The sequence below is a fragment of the Pseudorhodoferax sp. genome (genome assembly GCF_047601025.1).
Classification (GTDB): Bacteria; Pseudomonadota; Gammaproteobacteria; order Burkholderiales; family Burkholderiaceae_C; genus Pseudorhodoferax.
In genome coordinates this window covers 5,209,558-5,227,913 of the sequence record NZ_JASGJZ010000001.1, presented here as the reverse complement: position 1 = coordinate 5,227,913, position 18,356 = coordinate 5,209,558, and the positions used below count along the sequence as shown (strand labels likewise).

Genomic DNA, 18,356 nt, shown 5'->3' with positions numbered 1-18,356 from the left:
GCGATGCACGACGTCGACCCGTCCCTGCTCGCCCCGCAGGGGGAGGGCGAGGGACCGGTGGCGCTCAGCGTCGTGATCCCGGTCTACAACGAGGAGTCCGGCCTGGAGGCGCTGTTCGCGCGCCTGCTGCCGGCGCTCGACGCATTGGCGCTGCGCTACGAAGCGATCTTCGTGGACGACGGCAGCCGCGACCGGTCGGCGGCCATCCTGGCCCAGCATTTCGAGGCGCGGCCGGACGTGGTGCGCGTGGTCATGCTGAACGGCAACTTCGGGCAGCACCGCGCCATCCTGGCCGGGTTCGAGCGCTGCCGGGGCGAGCGCGTGGTCACGCTGGACGCGGACCTGCAGAACCCGCCGGAGGACATCCACCTGCTGCTCGAGGCGATGGCGCAGGGCTTCGACTACGTGGGCTCGATCCGGCGCGACCGGCAGGATGCCGCCTGGCGCCGCTGGGCGTCGCGGGCCATGAACCGCCTGCGCCTGCGCCTCACGGGCATCGCCATGACCGACCACGGCTCGATGATGCGCGGCTACAGCCGCGACGTGGTGCAGCTGATCAACCAGTGCAACGAGATGAACACCTTCATCCCGGCCCTGGCCTACCAGTTCGCGCGCAATCCGACGGAAGTCGTGGTCGGGCACGAGGCCCGGCACGCCGGAACGTCCAAGTACTCGCTCTACAGCCTGATCCGGCTGAACTTCGACCTGGTCACCGGCTTTTCCGTCGTGCCGCTCCAGGCGTTCTCGATGCTGGGCATCGTGGTGTCGCTGCTCTCGGGGCTGCTGTTCGCGGTGCTGGCGGTCCGGCGGGTGGTGATCGGGCCGGAGGAGGGCGGCGTGTTCACGCTGTTCGCGCTGGCGTTCCTGCTGATCGGGCTGGCGCTGTTCGGCATCGGCTTGCTGGGCGAATACATCGGCCGCATCTACCAGGAGGTGCGCGCCCGGCCGCGCTACCTGGTCCGCGCGGTGCTGGAGCGCCGGCCATGAGTCCCGCCCGGCCGCCCGAGGAGGGGCGCACCGCAGGTCGTCCCGTGAACACCGCCGGGCCGCCCCGAGGTGCCCGCACCGCAGCCCGCACGGGCGAGGGCACTCCGGTGAACACGGCGCCCCGCGCCGTCGTGTTCGCCTACCACGACGTGGGCGTGCGCTGCCTGCAGGTGCTGCTCGACGGCGGGGTGGACGTCGCGCTGGTCGTGACGCATGCCGACGACCCGCGGGAGAACGTCTGGTTCGCCAGCGTCGCGGCCCTGGCGGCGGACCACGGCGTGCGCTGCGTGATGCCGGACGACCCGCACGGCGCGGAACTGCTGGCGGCGGCCCGCGCGCTGCAGCCGGACTTCCTGTTCTCGTTCTACTACCGCAGGATGCTCGGGCCGCAGTGGCTGGAACTGCCGCGGCGCGGCGCCTTCAACATGCACGGCTCGCTGCTGCCGCGCTACCGCGGCCGCGCGCCGGTGAACTGGGCCATCATCCACGGCGAGCGCGAGACCGGCGCCACGCTGCACCGCATGAACGAGAAGCCCGACAACGGGCCGATCGTCGACCAGTTCGCCGTGCCCATCCTGGGCGATGACACGGCGCGCGAGGTGTTCTCCAAGGTCACCGTGGCCGCGGAGATCGTGCTGGCGCGCAGCCTGCCCGGGCTCCTCGACGGTTCGATCGTGGAGCGGCCGCAGGTGCTGTCCGCAGGGCGGTACTTCGGCGGCCGCACGCCGGCCGACGGCCGGATCCCGGCCGATGCGAGCGCCCGCCAGATCCACGACCTGGTGCGGGCGCTGGCGCCGCCCTATCCGGGGGCCTTCCTGGACATCGGGGGGCAGCGCATCGTCATCGAGCGCACGCTGCCGGCGGCCGCGTCCCCGCGCGGCGCCCCGGCCGGGCAGCGGCTGTGGGCCGACGGCGCCGGCATCTGGCTGAGCGCCGCCGACGGCCACCGGCTGCGCGTGCTGGCCGCACGCCGCGACGGCGACGCCGCGCCGCTCACCCCGCGCGATGTCGAGGCCCTGGCGCCGCAGACCCCGGGTCCATCCACCAACCACTGACCACCATGCTCCGAGTCCTCATCCTTGGCGTCAACGGCTTCATCGGGCACCACCTCACGCGGCACATCATCGCGTCCACCGACTGGGAGGTGTACGGCATGGACATGCAGTCGGACCGGCTGCGCCCGTGGCAGGACCATCCGCGCTTCCATTTCTTCGAAGGCGACATCACGATCAACCGGGAGTGGATCGAGTACCACGTGAAGAAGTGCGACGTGGTGATCCCGCTGGTGGCCATCGCGACGCCGGCCACCTACGTGCGCGAGCCGCTGCGCGTGTTCGAGCTCGACTTCGAGGCGAACCTGCCCATCGTGCGGCAGTGCGTGCGCTACGGCAAGCGCCTGGTGTTCCCGTCCACCAGCGAGGTCTACGGCATGTGCGCCGATTCCGCCTTCGATCCGGAGGCGTCCAACCTCGTCTACGGCCCGATCAACAAGCCGCGCTGGATCTACGCCTGCGCCAAGCAGCTGATGGACCGCGTGATCCACGCCTACGGGCAGGAGCAGGGCCTGCGCTACACGCTGTTCCGGCCGTTCAACTGGATCGGCCCCGGCCTGGACAGCATGCACACGCCCAAGGAGGGTTCGAGCCGGGTGATCACGCAGTTCCTCGGCCACATCCTGCGCGGCGAGCCGATCCGGCTGGTCGACGGGGGCAGCCAGCACCGGACCTTCACGCACGTGGACGACGGCATCGCGGCGCTCGGCAGGATCATCGCCAACCGCGGCGGCGTCGCGGACGGCAAGATCTACAACATCGGCAACCCGCGCAACGACTTCTCGATCCGCGCGGTCGCCCAGATGATGCTGGACCTGGCCAGGACGCTGCCCGCGTACCGGGAGGCGGCGGCGGACGTCGAGCTGGTCGACGTCGCCGCCACGGCCTACTACGGCAGCGGCTACCAGGACGTGCTGCAGCGCGTGCCCGACGTGCAGCGGACCATGGACGACCTGGACTGGCGGCCTCGGGTCGACATGCAGGACGCGCTGCGCGCCCTGTTCGACTACTACGCCCAGCACGCTGCGGCGGAGCTGGGCGCCTGAGCGGATGGCGCGCATCGCGCTCAAGGTCGACGTCGACACGCTGCGGGGAACGCGCGAGGGCGTGCCGGCGCTGGTTCGGCTGCTGCTGCGGGAGCATGCCGCGGCGAGCTTCCTGTTCAGCGTCGGGCCGGACCACACCGGCCGCGCCATCTTCCGGGCGTTGCGGCCGGGCTTCCTGCGCAAGGTCTCGCGCACCTCGGTGGTGGAGCACTACGGCATCCGCACGCTGCTGTACGGCGTGCTGCTGCCGGGCCCCGACATCGGGCGCGCCGAGGGAGCGACCATCCGCGGCGTCCGGGACCAGGGCTTCGAGGTCGGCGTGCACTGCTGGGACCATGTGCGGTGGCAGGACCGGCTGATGGCGCGCGACGGCGCCTGGGCGGAGCGCGAGATGCGCCTGGCGGTGCAGCGGCTGGCCGAGCTGCTGGGCGCTGCGCCGGCGCTGCACGGCGCGGCGGGCTGGCAGTTCAACGCCGCGGCGGCCTCGGCCGAAGCCGCGCTGGGCATCACCCACGCCTCGGACACGCGCGGCAGCCACCCGTTCGTTCCCGTCGACGACGCCGGCCGGGTACTCGGCCCGCCGCAGTTCCCGACCACGCTGCCGACGCTGGACGAACTGATCGGGACCCGCGGCCTGCACGCCGGCAACGTCCACGCGCACCTGCTCGCGCTGACTGAGGACGCGGCCCGGGACCAGGTGTTCACGCTGCACGCGGAACTCGAAGGCATGAAGCTGCGGCCCGTGCTGGAGCGCCTGATCCGGGGCTGGCGCGCGCAGGGCCACGCCCTGGTCGACCTGAGGACGCTGCACGGCGCCAGCCCGCCGGCGACGCTGGCGCGGCACCGGCTCGCGACGGGCTCGGTCCCGGGCCGCTCCGGCACCCTGGCGGTGCAGGGCGCGCCGTGGGTGGCGCGCGCGCCGGTGCCGCGGCAGGTGCCGGAACCCGTTCCCCGCGCATAGCGCAGACGGGAAAGCAGGAGGCCGTCTGACTCCTCCCGACGGCTTCCTGCTTTTTCGTGCAGCTGCTACGCCGCCCGGGCTCGACGGGCAGCGCCTGCCGGCGGCCTTCCTACGGCAGGCTCACCGGCAGGTCGAGGCCGGGGTCGTGCCGTTCCCCGGCATGCTGCGCGGCAGCGCCACCGAAGGGCGGCGGCGTGGCCTGCCAGCGTCGGCGGGCCGGGCTGGACGCGAAACGACCGGTCCGTGCCCAGGGCGCCCGCCGGGGTGGCGGTCAGCGCGTCGTGATCGCCATGGTTTCGATGATGGTCTGTAGCTGCGCGCTCATCGGCAGGTCGAGGCTGGCGCCCGACGAGGGCAGCCGGCGCAGGAACCAGCGCTTGTACTGGCGCTCGATCTCGCCGTCCTCGGCCAGTTCCTGGAAGCTGCGCTGCACCACCTGCGCCAGTTGCGGGTCGTCCTTGCGGAACATGATGGCGTAGGGGTCGTAGGAGAGGTAGTCGCCGACGACCTGGAACTTGCCGGCGCCTTCCTTGCCGGCGTTCTCGGCGATCAGGCCGTACAGCAGCACGTCGTCGGTGGCGAAGGCGTCGGCCTCGCCGGCCGCGACCTGGGCGAAGCCCTGGGCGTGGTCGGGCACCACCTGCAGCTGCAGGCCGAGCTTGAACTTGTGGTCCAGGTCGCGCAGCGCCTTCTCGTTGGTGGTGCCGGCGGTCACCGCCACCTTCTTGCCCGCCAGGTCGCGGAAGCTGCGCACCGGCACGCCCTGCTTGACCATCACCTTGGTGCCGGCCACGAACATGATGGGCGAGAAGGCCACCAGCTTCTGCCGCTCCAGGTTGCTGGTGGTGGAGCCGCACTCCAGGTCCACCTTGCCGCTGGTCACGGCCTCGATGCGGTTGTCGGAGGTGACGGGGACCCACTGGATGCGCAGGCTCTTGTCGATCGTGTCCTCGATCGCCGTGACCAGCGCCTTGCATAGCTCGATCGAATAGCCGATGGGTTCGTTGCGCGGGTTCAGGTACGAGAAGGGGACCGAGGCCTGGCGATAGCCCAGCGCGATGCTGCCGCTGGCGCGCACCTTGGCCAGCGTGCCTTCGAGCGTGGCGGGCGCCAGGCGGACCGCCGGGGCGCGGGCGGGCGTGTCGTTCTCCTGCGCCCGGGCCGGGCCGGACAGCAGCAGGCACAGGCCCGCCGCGCCCGCCAGCACGTTCAGAACGTTCGTGAGCCACCTGGGCTTCATGGCCTGCTCCTCGCCGGGTTCAGGAGTGCGCGGGGTTGGCCAGCGAAGCCTGCAGCTCCCGGTCCAGCCGCACCGCGTTGGCCTCGGCCTCGGCCTCGGGCAGCAGGTCGCCTTCCCACTTCGCGACCACGGCGCTGGCGATGGAGTTGCCGACGGCATTGGTGGCGGAGCGGCCCATGTCCAGGAAGCTGTCCACGCCCAGGATCAGCAGCAGGCCGGCCTCGGGAATGCCGAACTGGTTGAGCGTGGCGGCGATCACCACCAGCGAGGCGCGCGGCACGCCGGCGATGCCCTTGGAGGTGAGCATCAGCACCAGCAGCATCGTGAGCTGCGTGCCCAGCGACAGCTCGATGCCGTAGGCCTGCGCGATGAACAGCGTCGCGAAGGTGCAGTAGATCATCGAGCCGTCGAGGTTGAACGAATAGCCCATGGGCATCACGAAGCTGGAGATCTTGCGCTTGACGCCGAAGCGGTCCAGCGCGTCCAGGATCTTCGGATAGGCCGCCTCGGAGCTGGCGGTGGCGAAGGAGATCATGAAGGGCTCGCGGATGAGCCGGATCAGCTTGAACACGCGCGGCCCCAGGAACAGGAAGCCGGCCGCGATCAGCACCACCCACAGGATGATGAGCGCCACGTAGAAGTCGCCCATGAAGACGGCGAACTTGAGCAGGATGTCCAGCCCGTTCACCGCCACGGTGGCGGCCATGGCGGCCATCACGGCCACGGGGGCGAGCTTCATCACGTAGCCGGTGATCTTCAGCATCACGTGCGAGAGCTCGTCGATGGCAGACAGCAGCGTCTTGCCCTTCTCGCCCAGCGCCGACAAGGCCACGCCGAAGAACATCGAGAACACCACGATCTGCAGGATCTCGTTGTGGGCCATGGCCTCGGCGAAGGACTTGGGCACCATGTGGGCGACGAAGTCCTTGAGCGTGAACTTGGACGTCGCCAGGTTGGCCGATGCACCGATGTCCGGCAGCGGCAGCCCGAAGTTGGCGCCCGGCTGCATCAGGTTGACCAGCACCATGCCCAGCAGCAGCGAGACCAGCGAGGCGCTCATGAACCAGGCCATGGCCTTGAAGAACACGCGTCCGATCGCCGCCGCGTCGCCCATGTGCGCGATGCCCACCACCAGCGTGGAGAACACCAGCGGGCCGATCAGCATCTTGATGAGGCGCAGGAAGATGTCGGACAGGATGGAGATGTAGCCGGCCATTTCGGCGGCGATCTTCTTGTCCGGGAAGTTGATGAAGATCATGTGGCCGATCACGATGCCGAGCACCATGGCGATCAGGATCCAGGCGACGGGGGGAAGCTTTCTTTTCGTCATCTCGGGTCTCCTCGGTAGGGGTTGCGGGGGTTGGCCGGCGTGGCTGCCGCTTCAGGGCGCCGGGCTGAGGAAGGTGATTTCGCGCTCGCCCTCTTCGAAGGCGTCGAGCGTCTGGGTCCAGCAAGTACCGGGCCACAGCAGTTGCACGCGGCCTGCCCGGGGGGCGTAGGCGGCGGTGTAGAGCGTGCCGTAGCCGCGCTCCCAGGCGGGCTGGTACAGCGGCTCGCGCAGCAGCGCGTCCACGGCAGCCTGCACCGGAGCGCCGGCGCCGGCCAGCGCCTGCAGCGCGTCCAGCCGCTCGCAGGCCGCGGTGGCGCGCGCGTGCTCCGGCCACTCCACCGCGTGCTGGAAGTTGGTCACGGCCGCGCGGCGCGTGACCTCGACCGGACGGTCCGGATTCAGGAACACCGTGGCCCATGCGCCGCGCGCGTCGAGCAGTGTGACGCTGTAGCACATGTGCACCGGCACCCGCTGCAGGATGGCGATGGCCGACGCGGTGTCGGTGGCGACCTCCAGCACGTAGCGCAGTACCAGCGGGATGCCGAAGCCCTCGCCGGCGATGGTGCGGCCGCCGAAGGACAGCGATGCGGCCAGCCCCGATGCGTTGAGTCCGTCCAGCGCGCCCCACAGGCAGTCGCTCATGGCCAGCACGCGCTGGCCGGTCCAGCGCGTGGCCAGCCAATTGCCTTCCAGCAGCGCCGGCGCGTAGTCGTAGTTGCGCAGCAGGGCGGGGCCCTGTGCGTCGCCGGCGTCCGGCCAGACGGCCTGCGAGCAGCCGGCGATGTAGGCGGGCGGGCGCCACAGCGACAGGAAGCGCGCCTCCAGGTCGCCGCCGCCGGCCAGCTCGACCAGCCGCTCCCAGGTCGGCACCAGTTCCGGCATGTGCTGGCGCAGCGCGCGCCGGCACTCCAGGTAGGTCGGCCGGCCGACCGTGCCGCTGCGCAGGAACCAGGCCCGGTAGCCGGGCCAGGAGCGCGCGAACAGCGCCTGCCACTGCGCGCCGGGCTGGTCTTCGGCGACGGCCTGGAAGCGGATGCCGATGGTCATCTCATCTCAAGCGTTCGCCGCGCCGTCACAGGATCTTGAACGAGCCCGGCGTCGGCGCCGCCTCGGGCTGCGTCGTCAGGATGGGCTTGCCGGCGTAGTAGTTCTTGATGCCGCGGATCCAGTCGCGCGCGCGGATGTTGAGCTTGAAGTTGTCGTCCATGGAGCGCCCGCGCGTGATCAGGATGCCCAGGTCGGCGCCCTCGTAGCGGTAGTCGCCGGGCCCGGTGATGCGCAGGAAGAAGGCCTCGCGCTCGGAGTCGATGGCCTTGCGGTTGTAGTCGAAGCGCTGGTAGGCGACGCTGCCGTCCTCGGCCATGCGGTAGATGCCGGTGGCCGGCGCGTGCGTGACCTGGTCGACCTTGTCCTCGGTGAACTTCATGACCACCTGCGACCACGAGTCGATGAAGCGCGGCTGGGCCCAGCGCTCGTTGATCTCCTTGACGTTCAGGTCGAACGGCACGCCGGAGAACTCCAGCAGGTGGAACAGGAACAGCGGCGCGTCGGCGTAGGCGAAGGCCGCGTGGTTGGTCATCGGGCTGGCGCCGCAGATGCGCGGGTTCAGTTCGCCCAGGTAGACCTCGCCGGTGTCCTGGTCGATCAGGAAGTCCAGGTCGAAGTAGCCGCGGTAGCCCTCGGCCAGCAGCTGGTTGCCGAAGCGCTCGGCCATGTCGCGCGCCTTGGCCCGCACTTCCTCGGAGAAGGCGCCGGGGAACACCTCGTTGCCGCACCAGCCGCCCTTGTAGGGCGTCAGCTCGCGCGCGCCCACGACCTCGGTCAGCAGCGGCCCGACCAGCGTGCCCGACTGCGTGGCGCACGCTTCCAGCGTGGCGCCGCGGCAGTTGATCCGCTTCATGATCTTGACCTCGGGGTCGTTGACGATCTCGTCCTTGTGCTTGTTGAAATCGTCTTCCGAGGCGATGAAGAAGGTGGTGTGGCCCGAGTCGCCGAAGGCCGACTGCACCACCAGGTCCTTGCCCAGGCCGTGGCGCTCGGCGATCTGCATCAGGTGCTGGTAGCTCTCGACCTTCTCCAGCGCGTTGGGCACCGAGTGCACGCCGGCCTTGTTGCCGATGCGCACGGTCTCCATCTTGTTGTCGCAGCGCTGGCGCAGCGCCGCCGGCGGGAACCAGACCTCCATGCCCAGTTCCTTGGCCAGGGCCTCGGTCTTCTCGTCGAACATCAAGAAGGTGGCGACCGGCTTGCCGCCGCGGCGCTCGATCAGGTCGACCACGTCCTTGTGCTGCAGCAGGTAGTTGTTGATGTCCTCGATCGAGGTGAATTCCTCGTGCGGCGCCTCCTGCGGCACGAACACGTTCGGGTGCCGGCCGTCGAAGCAGTCGATGTAGTTGATGTAGCGGAAGCGGTTGACCCACCGGTCCATGCCCAGCAGGTTGAAGTTGGTCGCGCTGATGAAGTAGATGGGCCGCTCGTTGCGGTGGAACATCAGCAGCAGGTCGGAAATGCTCTTGACCGTGTTGGTCATTTCTTGCTCCTCGAGGTGGACTTCCTGGTGGTCTGGCTCGTCGTGGCCAGTTCGGGTTCGGCGCCGTCGGGCGCCAGCGGGACCTGGGGCGGCTGGGCCGCGCGGTCGGCCACGGCCAGCGCGGCGCGCGCCGCCGTGGCCTGGGCCGCGCGCTGCAGCGCAGCGTCGCTGAAGATGCGGAAGCCCAGCTCGGGCCTGAAGCCGTGGATCTCGCGCACGTCCAGCGCGGCCATGAACTGCAGGATCTCGGCGCTGATGACCTGGCCCGGCACCAGGATCGGGAAGCCGGGCGGGTAGGGGATCACGAACAGCGCCGACACCAGCTCGCGTCCGGCCGCGATCGCGCGGGCGGCCTCGGCCATGTCCACGTACTCGCAGTTGCTGTCGTCGTAGGACAGGAAGAAGGCGCTGCGGATGTCGCCGTCGCGCGTCTCGGCCCGGCCCTCGACCGAGCGGCCGCGGAACGCGAAATGGAAGCTCGAGAAGTCCGGCAGCGGCGGCTGCTCCAGCGTCAGCGAGCGCACGCGCTTCTCGTGGATGCGGCGCTCGATCGCGCTCATGTCGGCCACGCGCGCGTCCACGTCGCGCGCGATCTTCACCAACACCTCGATCAGGTAGGCCACGGCCGAGCGCGTGGTGCCGATGTTGGTCATGAACAGCACGGTGTTGCGCGAGGTCTTGTTGATCTGGATGCCGTACTTGTCCATCAGCTCCTTGTTCTTGAAGCTGTCGCCGTCCAGGCCAGTGGCGCCGATGGACAGCGTGGCGCGCGTCGGGTCCAGCGCGAACTCGTCGGTGCGCCAGGCCGATTCCAGGTTGGCCCAGCCGTTCTCGTCGTTGTAGTAGCTCTGCACGCCCGATTCGCGGTAGGCCTCGGGGACCACGTCGACCACGCTCAGGAAGCGGAAGTAGCGCTTGAGCAGCGGATGGCGCAGCACCTGCTCGCGCAGGCTCATGGCCAGCTCCAGCTGGCGCTGGATCAGCTCGTAGCCCTCGAGCTCGACCTGGCGCCGGCCCACGTCCAGCGAGGCCAGGATCTGGTAGTTGGGCGAGGTCGAGGTGTGGGTCATGTAGGCCTCGTGGAAGGCCTCCTCGGCCTTGTCCTTGAAGTCCTGGTCCCAGACGTGGATCATCGAGCCCTGGCGCAGCGCCGTCAGCGTCTTGTGCGTGGAGTGCGTGGCGTACACGCGCACGCGCGCACGCGCCGGGTCGGGCAGCAGCCGCGCGTTCAGCAGGGCCTCGTCGTCGTCCCAGTCGATGCTGGCGGCGAAGGCGGCTTGGCGCCGGGCGTAGGCCGGGTCCTTGAACATCTCGGCCAGGCGCGCCGCCGCCGCCATGCCGGTGCGCTGGCGGTAGATCGGGTGGCAGCGCGCGAAGGCGAACCAGGCCTCGTCCCACAGGAACACCAGGTCCGGCTTGATCGCCAGGCATTCCAGCATCACCCGCTCGACGTCGTAGACGATGCCGTCGAAGGTGCAGTTGGTCAGCAGCACCATGCGCACGCGGTCCAGCGTGCCGGCGCGGCGGAAGCCCAGCAGCGTCTCCTTGATGTGGCGCACCGGCACCGCGCCGTACATGGAGTACTGGTCCAGCGGGTAGGAGTCCAGGTAGGCCACCTGGGCGCCGGCCAGCACCAGGCCGTAGTGGTGCGACTTGTGGCAGTTGCGGTCCACCAGCACGATGTCGTCGGGCCGCACCAGGGCCTGCACCACGATCTTGTTGCAGGTCGAGGTGCCGTTGGTCGCGAAGAAGGTGCGCCGCGCGCCGAAGGCCCGGGCCGCGTACTCCTGCGCCAGCTTCAGCGGGCCGACCGGGTCGAGTAGCGAGTCCAGGCCGCCCGAGGTGGCCGAGGTCTCGGCCATGAACAGGTTCATGCCGTAGAACTGCGCCAGGTCGCCGATCCAGCTGGAGTTCATGATGGCCTTGCCGCGCGCCAGCGGCAGCGCGTGGAACACGCCGGTCGGCTGCTTGGCGTAGTCGCGCAGGGCCTGGAAGAACGGCGTGCGGTGGCGCTCGCCCACGCCCTTCATGATCGAGCTGTAGAGTTCGATGTGGTCTTCCTCGCCGAAGAAGATGCGCTTGAACACCTCGCCCACGCGCGCCGCGATGTCTTCCACGCTGACGTCGGTCACCAGGTACAGGTCCAGCTCCGGCCGCAGCTGCGCGATCTGCTGGCCCAGCAGCGGGCCGCGCTCGAACTCGGGCATCTGCTCGATGCTCTCGTCCACGCCGTCCAGGAAGCGGCGCAGCATGTCGTTGTGGTTGACCGAGCGGAACGGGAAGCCGTGCCGGATCACGACGGCCTGCAGGTTGAAGTTGACCAGCGTGGCGATCAGCGCGTCCTCGAAGGTGGGCACCACCACGATGTCGAAGACGAAGTCGTCGTCCGGGCTGCGCTTGCGCTGCACGCGCCGGCGCAGCGCGTCCTCCTCGGTGGCGCTCATCTCGTCGACGATCAGCACCTCGAAGTACGGCCGCGACAGCTGGGCCAGGCGCTCGCTGTCGGTCTCGATCTGCGAGGGCAGCTCGTTGTCGCTCTCCAGCGCGCTGCTGTCGTGGCGGTAGGTGCGCGCGGCCAGCACGCGGTGGATGCGGCGCGCGGCCTGGTGCGCGCGGGCGAGTTCCTCGCGCTCGATCCACTGGCACAGCTCGCCGAACACGCGGCCGCCGGGAAAGGCCCAGTAGCCCTCGATCGGCGCCAGCGTCTCGCAGATTTGGCGCACCAGGGCCATGCGGCGCTCGCGCTCGGGGTCGTCGGGCTGCAGGATGGCCGACCGGCTCAGGTGGTCGACCAGGCTGATCCAGCCGTCCGAGCGCATCTCCCACACGCTGCGGTGGCGGCTCAATGAGGTGCGCGGTTTCGTTGTCGTCGTGTTGTTGCTCATCTGTCTCGTCTCCTCGGCCGGCTTGGCGCCCCGGCCATGGCGTGTGCGCGGGTGTCGTTCAGTCCGGTTTGGTCAGCGGCCCCAGGGTGTGCAGGTACGGGAACTCGGCGGCGGCGTCGGCCCGGTACAGCCTGAACTCGCAGTCGCGGTCGCGGAAGCTCTTGAGCGGCTGGCCCAGGTTGCTGCGCAGGCCGCGCTCGCGCTCGCGCCGCAGGCGCGCGAGGTCGACCTCGATGGCCATGATCTCGGGGCCGTTCTCGGCCTGGTGCAGCACGTAGCCCGACGGGTCGCAGACGATGGAGCGGCCCACGCCGCCGTGGCCGACGCCGTTGACGTCGAAGAAATACACCTGGTTCTGCGCGGCCGAGGCGCGCGCGATCGCCAGTTCCACGTCGCGGTCGATGGTGTCGGTCATGGTCGGGTGCAGGATCACCTCGGCGCCCATGGCGGCCAGCGTGCGCGTGGTCTCGGGGAACCACATGTCATAGCAGATCGACACGCCGAAGCGGCCGACGCCGGGCACGTCGAACACGCAGAACTCGGTGCCGCCCTGCACGTCGCGCTCGTACGGGCGGAACGGGAACAGCTTGCGGAAGCGCGCGACGACCACGCCGGCCGGATCGATCACCGGCGTGGTGTTGTAGACCACCGGGCCGTCCGGCCCCTCGGCCTGCTCGAACAGCGAGCCCGGGATCAGCCACAGCCCGGTCTCGCGGGCCAGTTCGGCCAGCCGCGCCTCGGTCGGGCCGGGCAGGGGCTCGGCCGTGCCGTGCCGGGGCCCCAGCGCCGCCAGTTCGGAGAACAGCACCATGCGCACCCACGGGAAGCGCGAGCGGATGTGGCGCAGGTAGTTGCCCATGTGCTCGACGTTGCTGTCGAACGCCGAGACGTTCATCTGCACGCCGGCGATGCCGAAGCAGGCGCCGGCGTCCAAGCTCTGCGATGCCGGCGTCACGTGTCCAGGCCCCCGAGGCAGACGTACTTGATCTCCAGGAACTCCTCGAGGCCGTAGCGGGACCCCTCGCGGCCCAGGCCGGACTGCTTGACGCCGCCGAACGGCGCCTCGGCGGTGGAGATCAGGCCGGTGTTGACGCCGACCATGCCGGACTCCAGCCGCTCCGCGACGCGCATCACGCGGCCGATGTCGCGGCTGTAGAAATAGGCGGCCAGGCCGAACTCGGTGTCGTTGGCCAGCGCGACGACCTCGTCCTCGCCGTCGAAGGGGAAGATGGGGGCCAGCGGCCCGAAGGTCTCCTCCCGGGCGAACAGCATGTCGGCGGTGGCGCCGGCGATCACCGTGGGCTCGTAGAACAGCCCGCCCAGCGCATGCGGCTTGCCGCCGGTCAGCACCTGGCCGCCCTTGGCGCGCGCGTCGGCCACGTGCTCCTCGAGCTTGGCCACGGCCTTGGCATCGATCAGCGGGCCCTGGGTCACGCCGGGCTCCAGGCCGTTGCCGACCTTCAGCGCCTGCACCCGGGCCACGAGCTTCTGTGTGAACGCCTCCAGAACGCCGCGCTGCACGTACAGCCGGTTCGCGCAGACGCAGGTCTGGCCGGTGTTGCGGTACTTGGAGACCATGGCGCCTTCGACCGCGGCGTCGAGGTCGGCATCGTCGAACACGATGAACGGCGCGTTGCCGCCGAGCTCCAGCGAGAGCTTCTTGATGGTGTCGGCCGATTGGCGCATCAGGCTGCGGCCGACCTCGGTCGAGCCGGTGAAGGTGAGCTTGCGCACCACGGGGTTGCGCGTCATCTCGCCGCCGATGGCCGCGGCCGACCCGGTCAGCACCGACAGCAGGCCCTTGGGAACGCCGGCGCGCGCGGCCAGCTCGGCGAAGGCCAGCGCCGAGTAGGGGGTCTGCGTGGCCGGCTTGACGACCATGGCGCAGCCCGCCGCCAGCGCCGGGCCGGCCTTGCGCGTGAGCATCGCGGTCGGGAAGTTCCAGGGCGTGATGGCGGCGGTCACGCCGATCGGCTGCTTCAGCGCCAGGATGCGCTTGTCGGCCGTGGGCGCCGGGATGGTGTCGCCGTAGACGCGGCGCGCCTCCTCGGCGAACCAGTCGATGAACGAGGCGGCGTAGGCGATCTCGCCCTTGGCCTCGGCCAGCGGCTTGCCCTGCTCGCTGGTCATGATCAGCGCCAGGTCGTCCTGGTGGGCCAGCATCAGGTCGTTCAGCCGGCGCAGCACGGCCGCGCGTTCCTTGGCCGGCAGCGCGGCCCAGGCACGCTGGGCCGTGGCTGCGGCGGCGATCGCGCGGGCGGTCTCGGCCTGGCCGCACGTCGGGATGCTGCCGATGCGCTCGCCGGTGGCCGGGTTCGTGACGTCGGTGGTCGCGCCGTCGTCGGCGTCCACCCATTCGCCGGCGACGAAGGCCTGCTGGCGCAGCAGGCCGGGATCCTTGAGGTTCAGCATGGCGGTGTCAGTTTCTCCTCAGGCCTGCAAGGCGGCGGCCAGGATGTCCAGGCCTTCGTCCAGCAGGGCGTCCTCGATCGTCAGCGGGAACAGGAAGCGGACCACGTTGGCGTGCACGCCGCAGGTCAGCAGCAGCAGGCCGGCGTCGCGCGCGCGTTGCTGCACCAGCTTCGTGAAGTCCGGGTCGGGCGTGCCGTCGGCCTTGGCGAATTCCACCGCCACCATGGCGCCGAGGCCGCGCACGTCGCTGATCTGCGGCACGCTGCCCCGCAGGGCCTGCAGCCGCGCCTTCAGCCGCTGGCCCAGGCGCTCGGCGCGGGCGCACAGCTGCTCGTCCTCGATCACGTCGAGCACGGCGTGGGCGGCGGCGATCGCCAGCGCGTTGCCGGCGTAGGTGCCGCCCAGGCCGCCCGGGGCCGGCGCGTCCATGATCTCGGCGCGGCCGACCACGCCCGACAGCGGCAGGCCGCCGGCCAGGCTCTTGGCCACGGTCATCAGGTCGGGCAGCACGTCGTAGTGCTCCATCGCGAACAGCTTGCCGGTGCGGGCGAAGCCGGTCTGGATCTCGTCGGCGATCATGACGATGCCGTGGCGGTCGCAGATCTCGCGCACCGCGCGCATGAACTCGGGCGGCTGCACGTAGAAGCCGCCTTCGCCCTGGACCGGCTCCAGGATCAGTGCCGCGACCTGCTCGGGGTCGATGTCGGACTTGAACAGCTGGTTCAGCGCCGCCAGCGACTGCTCGACCGTGACGCCGTGCAGCGCCACCGGCGCCGGCACGTGGTGCACGCTGCCCGGGAACGGGCCGAAGCCGGTCTTGTACGGAACCACCTTGCCGGTCAGTGCCATGCCCATGAAGGTACGGCCGTGGAAGGCGCCGGTCAACGCGACCACGCCGGGCCGGCGTGTGTAGGCGCGGGCGATCTTGATGGCGTTCTCGACGGCCTCGGCGCCGGTGGTGAAGAACGCCGTCTTCTTGGCGTGGCTGCCCGGCGTCAGCGCGTTGAGCCGCTCGGCCAGCGCGACCGAGATCTCGTAGGGCACGACCTGGTAGGCCGTGTGGGTGAACTGTTCCAGCTGCCGCTGCACGGCCTCGACCACGCGCGGATGGCGGTGGCCGGTGTTGAGCACCGCGATGCCGGAGCCGAAATCGATGTAGCGCCGGCCTTCCACGTCCCAGAGCTCGGCGTTCTGGGCGCGCTGCGCGTAGATCGGGAAGCCGATGCCCACGCCGCGCGGCGCGGCGGCGGCGCGGCGGGCGTCGAGCGCCTGGTTGCTGGCGGCGGCGTCCGGCCGGTTGGCGGAGGAGGGGGGAGTGGCGGTGGCGATGGTCATGGCAGGTCAATCGGGCTGGGCACCCGGCTTGATGGACAGCGGCGCAGTCTACGAATACATTGATTCCAGAAAAAGAACCAACTATGCGAGATTCGATGGAACCAATCGGCGGACGGGAAGCTCAGGCGCTGCCCGACTTCGTGCAGCAGCGCTTCGACCGCGGCGCCGGCGAATACGACCACCAGCAGCTCTACCGCATCCTGTCCGCGGGCATCCGGCAGGCGGCGCTGCCGGCCGGCCTGAAGCTGCCGCCCACGCGCGAGATGGCGCAGGTGCTGGGCATCGCGCGCAACACCGTGGTGCAGGTCTACGAGCAGCTGGTGCTCGAAGGCCTGGTGGAGGCCGGCGTCGGGCGCGGCACCTACGTCAAGCCGCTGGCACCCGGCTTCGGCGGCCGCGCGCGCACGCCGCCGGCGCGCCAGGCCATGGCCTTGTCGCGCCGCGGCGACGAACTCGTGCGCGGCGCGCGCGCCAGCCCGCTGCAGTGGGGCGCGTTCACGCCCGGCGTGCCCGAGGTGCGCATGTTCCCGGCCAAGGTCTGGCAGCGCCTGCATGCGCAGGCCTGGCGCGAGGCCGGGCCGGCGCAGCTGAGCTACGCTACCGACGGTGGCCACGCGCCGCTGCGCGAGGCGATCTCGGACTACCTGCAGGCCACGCGCGGCGTGGCCTGCCAGCCGGAGCAGGTGGTCGTCACCAACGGTACCCAGCAGGCGCTGCACCTGGTGGCGCACCTGCTGGCCGATGCCGGCGACCCGGTGTGGGTCGAGGACCCGGGCTACTGGGGCGCCTGCAGCGCTTTCCGCAACGCCGGCCTGGTGCTGACGCCGGTGGCGCTGGACGCCGAAGGCCTGGCGCCCACGCCGCAGCAGCTGCAGGCGCCGCCGCGGCTGATGTTCCTGTCGCCCTCGCACCAGTACCCGACCGGCGTGCTGATGAGCCACGGCCGGCGGCACCAGCTGCTGGACTACGCCGCGCGCCACCACGTCTGGGTCGTGGAGGACGACTACGACAGCGAGTTCCGCTTCGCCGCGCGGCCGCTGCCGGCGCTGCAGGGCCAGGAGGAGCACGGCCGCGTGCTGTACCTGGGCACCTTCTCCAAGACGCTGTTCCCCTCGCTGCGGCTGGCCTACCTGGTGCTGCCGCGCGAACTGGTGGAGCACTTCGCGCGCGCGCTCAACGAGCTGTTCCGCGAGGGCCAGACCATGCAGCAGGCGGTGCTCGCGCGCTTCATGCGCGAGGGGCACTACGCGCGCCACATCCGGCGCATGCGCGGCGTCTACGCGGCGCGCCGCGGCGCGCTGATCGGGGCCATCGCCCGGCGCTTCGGCCAGCAGCTGCCGGTGCTGGGCAGCGACGCCGGCCTGCACCTGGTGCTGGGCCTGCCGCCATCGGTGGACGACGACGCCGTGGCCCGCCAGGCGCTGCAGGCCGGGGTGATGACGCGGCCGCTGTCGCTGTACGCGCTGGCGTCGCCGGCGCCGCGCGGCCTGGTGCTGGGCTACGGCGCCGTGTCCGAGCCGGAGATCCACGACAGCTTCGACCGGCTCGCCGACGTGCTCGAGCGCGCCCTGCGCTGAGCCCGCCGCTCAGGCGGACGGCCGGTCCAGCCAGTGCCAGACGGCGTCGACCACGGCCTTGGGGCTGGGCGCGGTGCGGTACAGGCGCACCTCGAGCTGGCCGACCCACTCGTCGCCGCCGGCGACGGCCAGGTGGCCTTGCGCCATCTCGTCGGCCACGCAGCTCTCGGGCAGCCAGCCGACGCCGTGCCCGGCCACCAGCATGGCCTTGAGCGCCTCGGACATGTGGGTCTCGAAGCAGCGGTTCAGGTGCGCCGGCGTCGGGGCGTTGAGCCGCAGCATCTCGACCACGTTGCCGATGAAGGCGCCGGCCGAGTAGGCCAGGAAGGGCAGGGGCTGCTCCTTGCTGCCCGGCAGCCGGAAGCGTGGCCGGCCTTCGGCGTCGGCCGCCGAGAACGGCAGGATGCGCTCGACGCCGAGCAGGCGGTGCGGGTACTGGTTGGGGTCGAGCAGGATCGGCAGCTGCGGATGGTGGTAGGCCAGCAGCAGGTCGCAGTCGCCCTCGACCAGCTGCTGCACGCCCTCGGGCACGTTGACCGCGTGCACGCGCGCGGGCAGCGGGCCGAAGCCCTCGTGCAGCCGCTTGAGCCACTGCGGGAACAGCGTGAAGACCAGCGTGTGGGCCACCGCGAACTGCACCACCTTGCCGGGCTCGGCCAGCGGCTGGCAGCCGCCCAGCAGCGTGCGCGCCGCGTAGGCGTCGTGCAGCAGGTCGGCGGCGATGCGGCGGAACAGCCAGCCGGCCGCGGTCAGCCGGGCCGGCTGCACGCTGCGGTCGACCAGCTCCACGTTGAGCCACTCCTCCAGCGCCATGATCCGGCGGCTGAAGGCCGACTGGGTGATGTGCCGGTCGGCGGCGGCGCGCGAGAAGCTGCGCATCTCGGCCAGGCTCAGAAAATCCTCCAGCCACTTGATTTCCATGGGAGACGCTCGCGCAGGTTGGCATGCCGGGTGGTCGACGGGCGGCATGTTATGCCCATCCCCCGCCGATGGAGCCGCGG

Annotated in this window: 14 protein-coding genes; 5 read left to right on the top strand and 9 right to left on the bottom strand. The window is 70.7% G+C overall.

What is annotated here, in order from left to right:
* Nucleotides 1–3: 3 nt before the first annotated feature.
* From QM782_RS24095 to QM782_RS24080, 4 genes are all read left to right on the top strand, one after another.
* Nucleotides 4–987 (top strand): glycosyltransferase, encoded by a 984-nt coding sequence (locus QM782_RS24095; RefSeq protein ID WP_415205392.1) that lies wholly within the window; start codon nt 4–6, stop codon nt 985–987.
* 107 nt (nt 988–1,094) lie between these two features.
* On the top strand, nt 1,095–2,042 hold the full coding sequence (locus QM782_RS24090; RefSeq protein ID WP_415205391.1) for a formyltransferase: 948 nt from the start codon (nt 1,095–1,097) through the stop codon (nt 2,040–2,042).
* Nucleotides 2,043–2,047: 5 nt separating this feature from the next.
* Nucleotides 2,048–3,085 carry a bifunctional UDP-4-keto-pentose/UDP-xylose synthase gene (locus QM782_RS24085; protein WP_415205390.1) on the top strand — a complete coding sequence of 346 codons (1,038 nt, stop codon included), beginning with the start codon at nt 2,048–2,050 and terminating at the stop codon, nt 3,083–3,085.
* Between the two features lie 4 nt (nt 3,086–3,089).
* Nucleotides 3,090–4,046: a 4-deoxy-4-formamido-L-arabinose-phosphoundecaprenol deformylase gene (locus QM782_RS24080; protein ID WP_415205389.1), complete on the top strand. Its 957-nt coding sequence runs from the start codon at nt 3,090–3,092 to the stop codon at nt 4,044–4,046.
* A gap of 271 nt (nt 4,047–4,317) precedes the next feature.
* Here QM782_RS24080 and QM782_RS24075 read toward each other — a convergent pair whose 3' ends face one another.
* Genes QM782_RS24075 through gabT form a run of 8 tightly spaced genes read right to left on the bottom strand, consistent with a single transcriptional unit; the run spans nt 4,318 to nt 15,778 of the window.
* Nucleotides 4,318–5,286: an amino acid ABC transporter substrate-binding protein gene (locus QM782_RS24075; protein ID WP_415205388.1), complete on the bottom strand. Its 969-nt coding sequence runs from the start codon at nt 5,284–5,286 to the stop codon at nt 4,318–4,320.
* Between the two features lie 19 nt (nt 5,287–5,305).
* Nucleotides 5,306–6,616, bottom strand: a complete 1,311-nt coding sequence (locus QM782_RS24070) for a dicarboxylate/amino acid:cation symporter (RefSeq protein ID WP_415205387.1) — start codon at nt 6,614–6,616, stop codon at nt 5,306–5,308.
* Nucleotides 6,617–6,667: 51 nt separating this feature from the next.
* Nucleotides 6,668–7,663: a C45 family autoproteolytic acyltransferase/hydolase gene (locus QM782_RS24065; protein WP_415205386.1), complete on the bottom strand. Its 996-nt coding sequence runs from the start codon at nt 7,661–7,663 to the stop codon at nt 6,668–6,670.
* 25 nt (nt 7,664–7,688) lie between these two features.
* Entirely contained in the window at nt 7,689–9,146 is a 1,458-nt protein-coding gene (locus tag QM782_RS24060) for a biotin carboxylase (protein WP_415205385.1), read from the bottom strand.
* Nucleotides 9,143–12,031, bottom strand: a complete 2,889-nt coding sequence (locus QM782_RS24055) for an aminotransferase class I/II-fold pyridoxal phosphate-dependent enzyme (RefSeq protein ID WP_415205384.1) — start codon at nt 12,029–12,031, stop codon at nt 9,143–9,145. The genes QM782_RS24060 and QM782_RS24055 overlap by 4 nt, the downstream gene beginning before the upstream one ends.
* A 58-nt stretch (nt 12,032–12,089) precedes the next feature.
* Complete coding sequence (locus QM782_RS24050) at nt 12,090–12,965, bottom strand: carbon-nitrogen hydrolase family protein (RefSeq protein WP_415205383.1); 876 nt, start codon at nt 12,963–12,965, stop codon at nt 12,090–12,092.
* Between the two features lie 17 nt (nt 12,966–12,982).
* Complete coding sequence (locus tag QM782_RS24045) at nt 12,983–14,443, bottom strand: NAD-dependent succinate-semialdehyde dehydrogenase (RefSeq protein WP_415205382.1); 1,461 nt, start codon at nt 14,441–14,443, stop codon at nt 12,983–12,985.
* Nucleotides 14,444–14,461: 18 nt separating this feature from the next.
* Nucleotides 14,462–15,778, bottom strand: coding sequence for a 4-aminobutyrate--2-oxoglutarate transaminase (gene gabT, locus QM782_RS24040; protein ID WP_415205381.1), 1,317 nt, complete (start codon nt 15,776–15,778; stop codon nt 14,462–14,464).
* Nucleotides 15,779–15,873: 95 nt separating this feature from the next.
* On the opposite strand from gabT, the gene QM782_RS24035 reads away from it, so the two are divergent.
* Nucleotides 15,874–17,355 carry a PLP-dependent aminotransferase family protein gene (locus QM782_RS24035; protein WP_415205380.1) on the top strand — a complete coding sequence of 494 codons (1,482 nt, stop codon included), beginning with the start codon at nt 15,874–15,876 and terminating at the stop codon, nt 17,353–17,355.
* A 9-nt stretch (nt 17,356–17,364) separates the two neighbouring features.
* Here the strand turns inward: QM782_RS24035 and QM782_RS24030 are convergent, their stop codons facing one another.
* Nucleotides 17,365–18,276, bottom strand: coding sequence for a LysR substrate-binding domain-containing protein (locus tag QM782_RS24030; protein WP_415205379.1), 912 nt, complete (start codon nt 18,274–18,276; stop codon nt 17,365–17,367).
* Nucleotides 18,277–18,356: the final 80 nt, after the last annotated feature.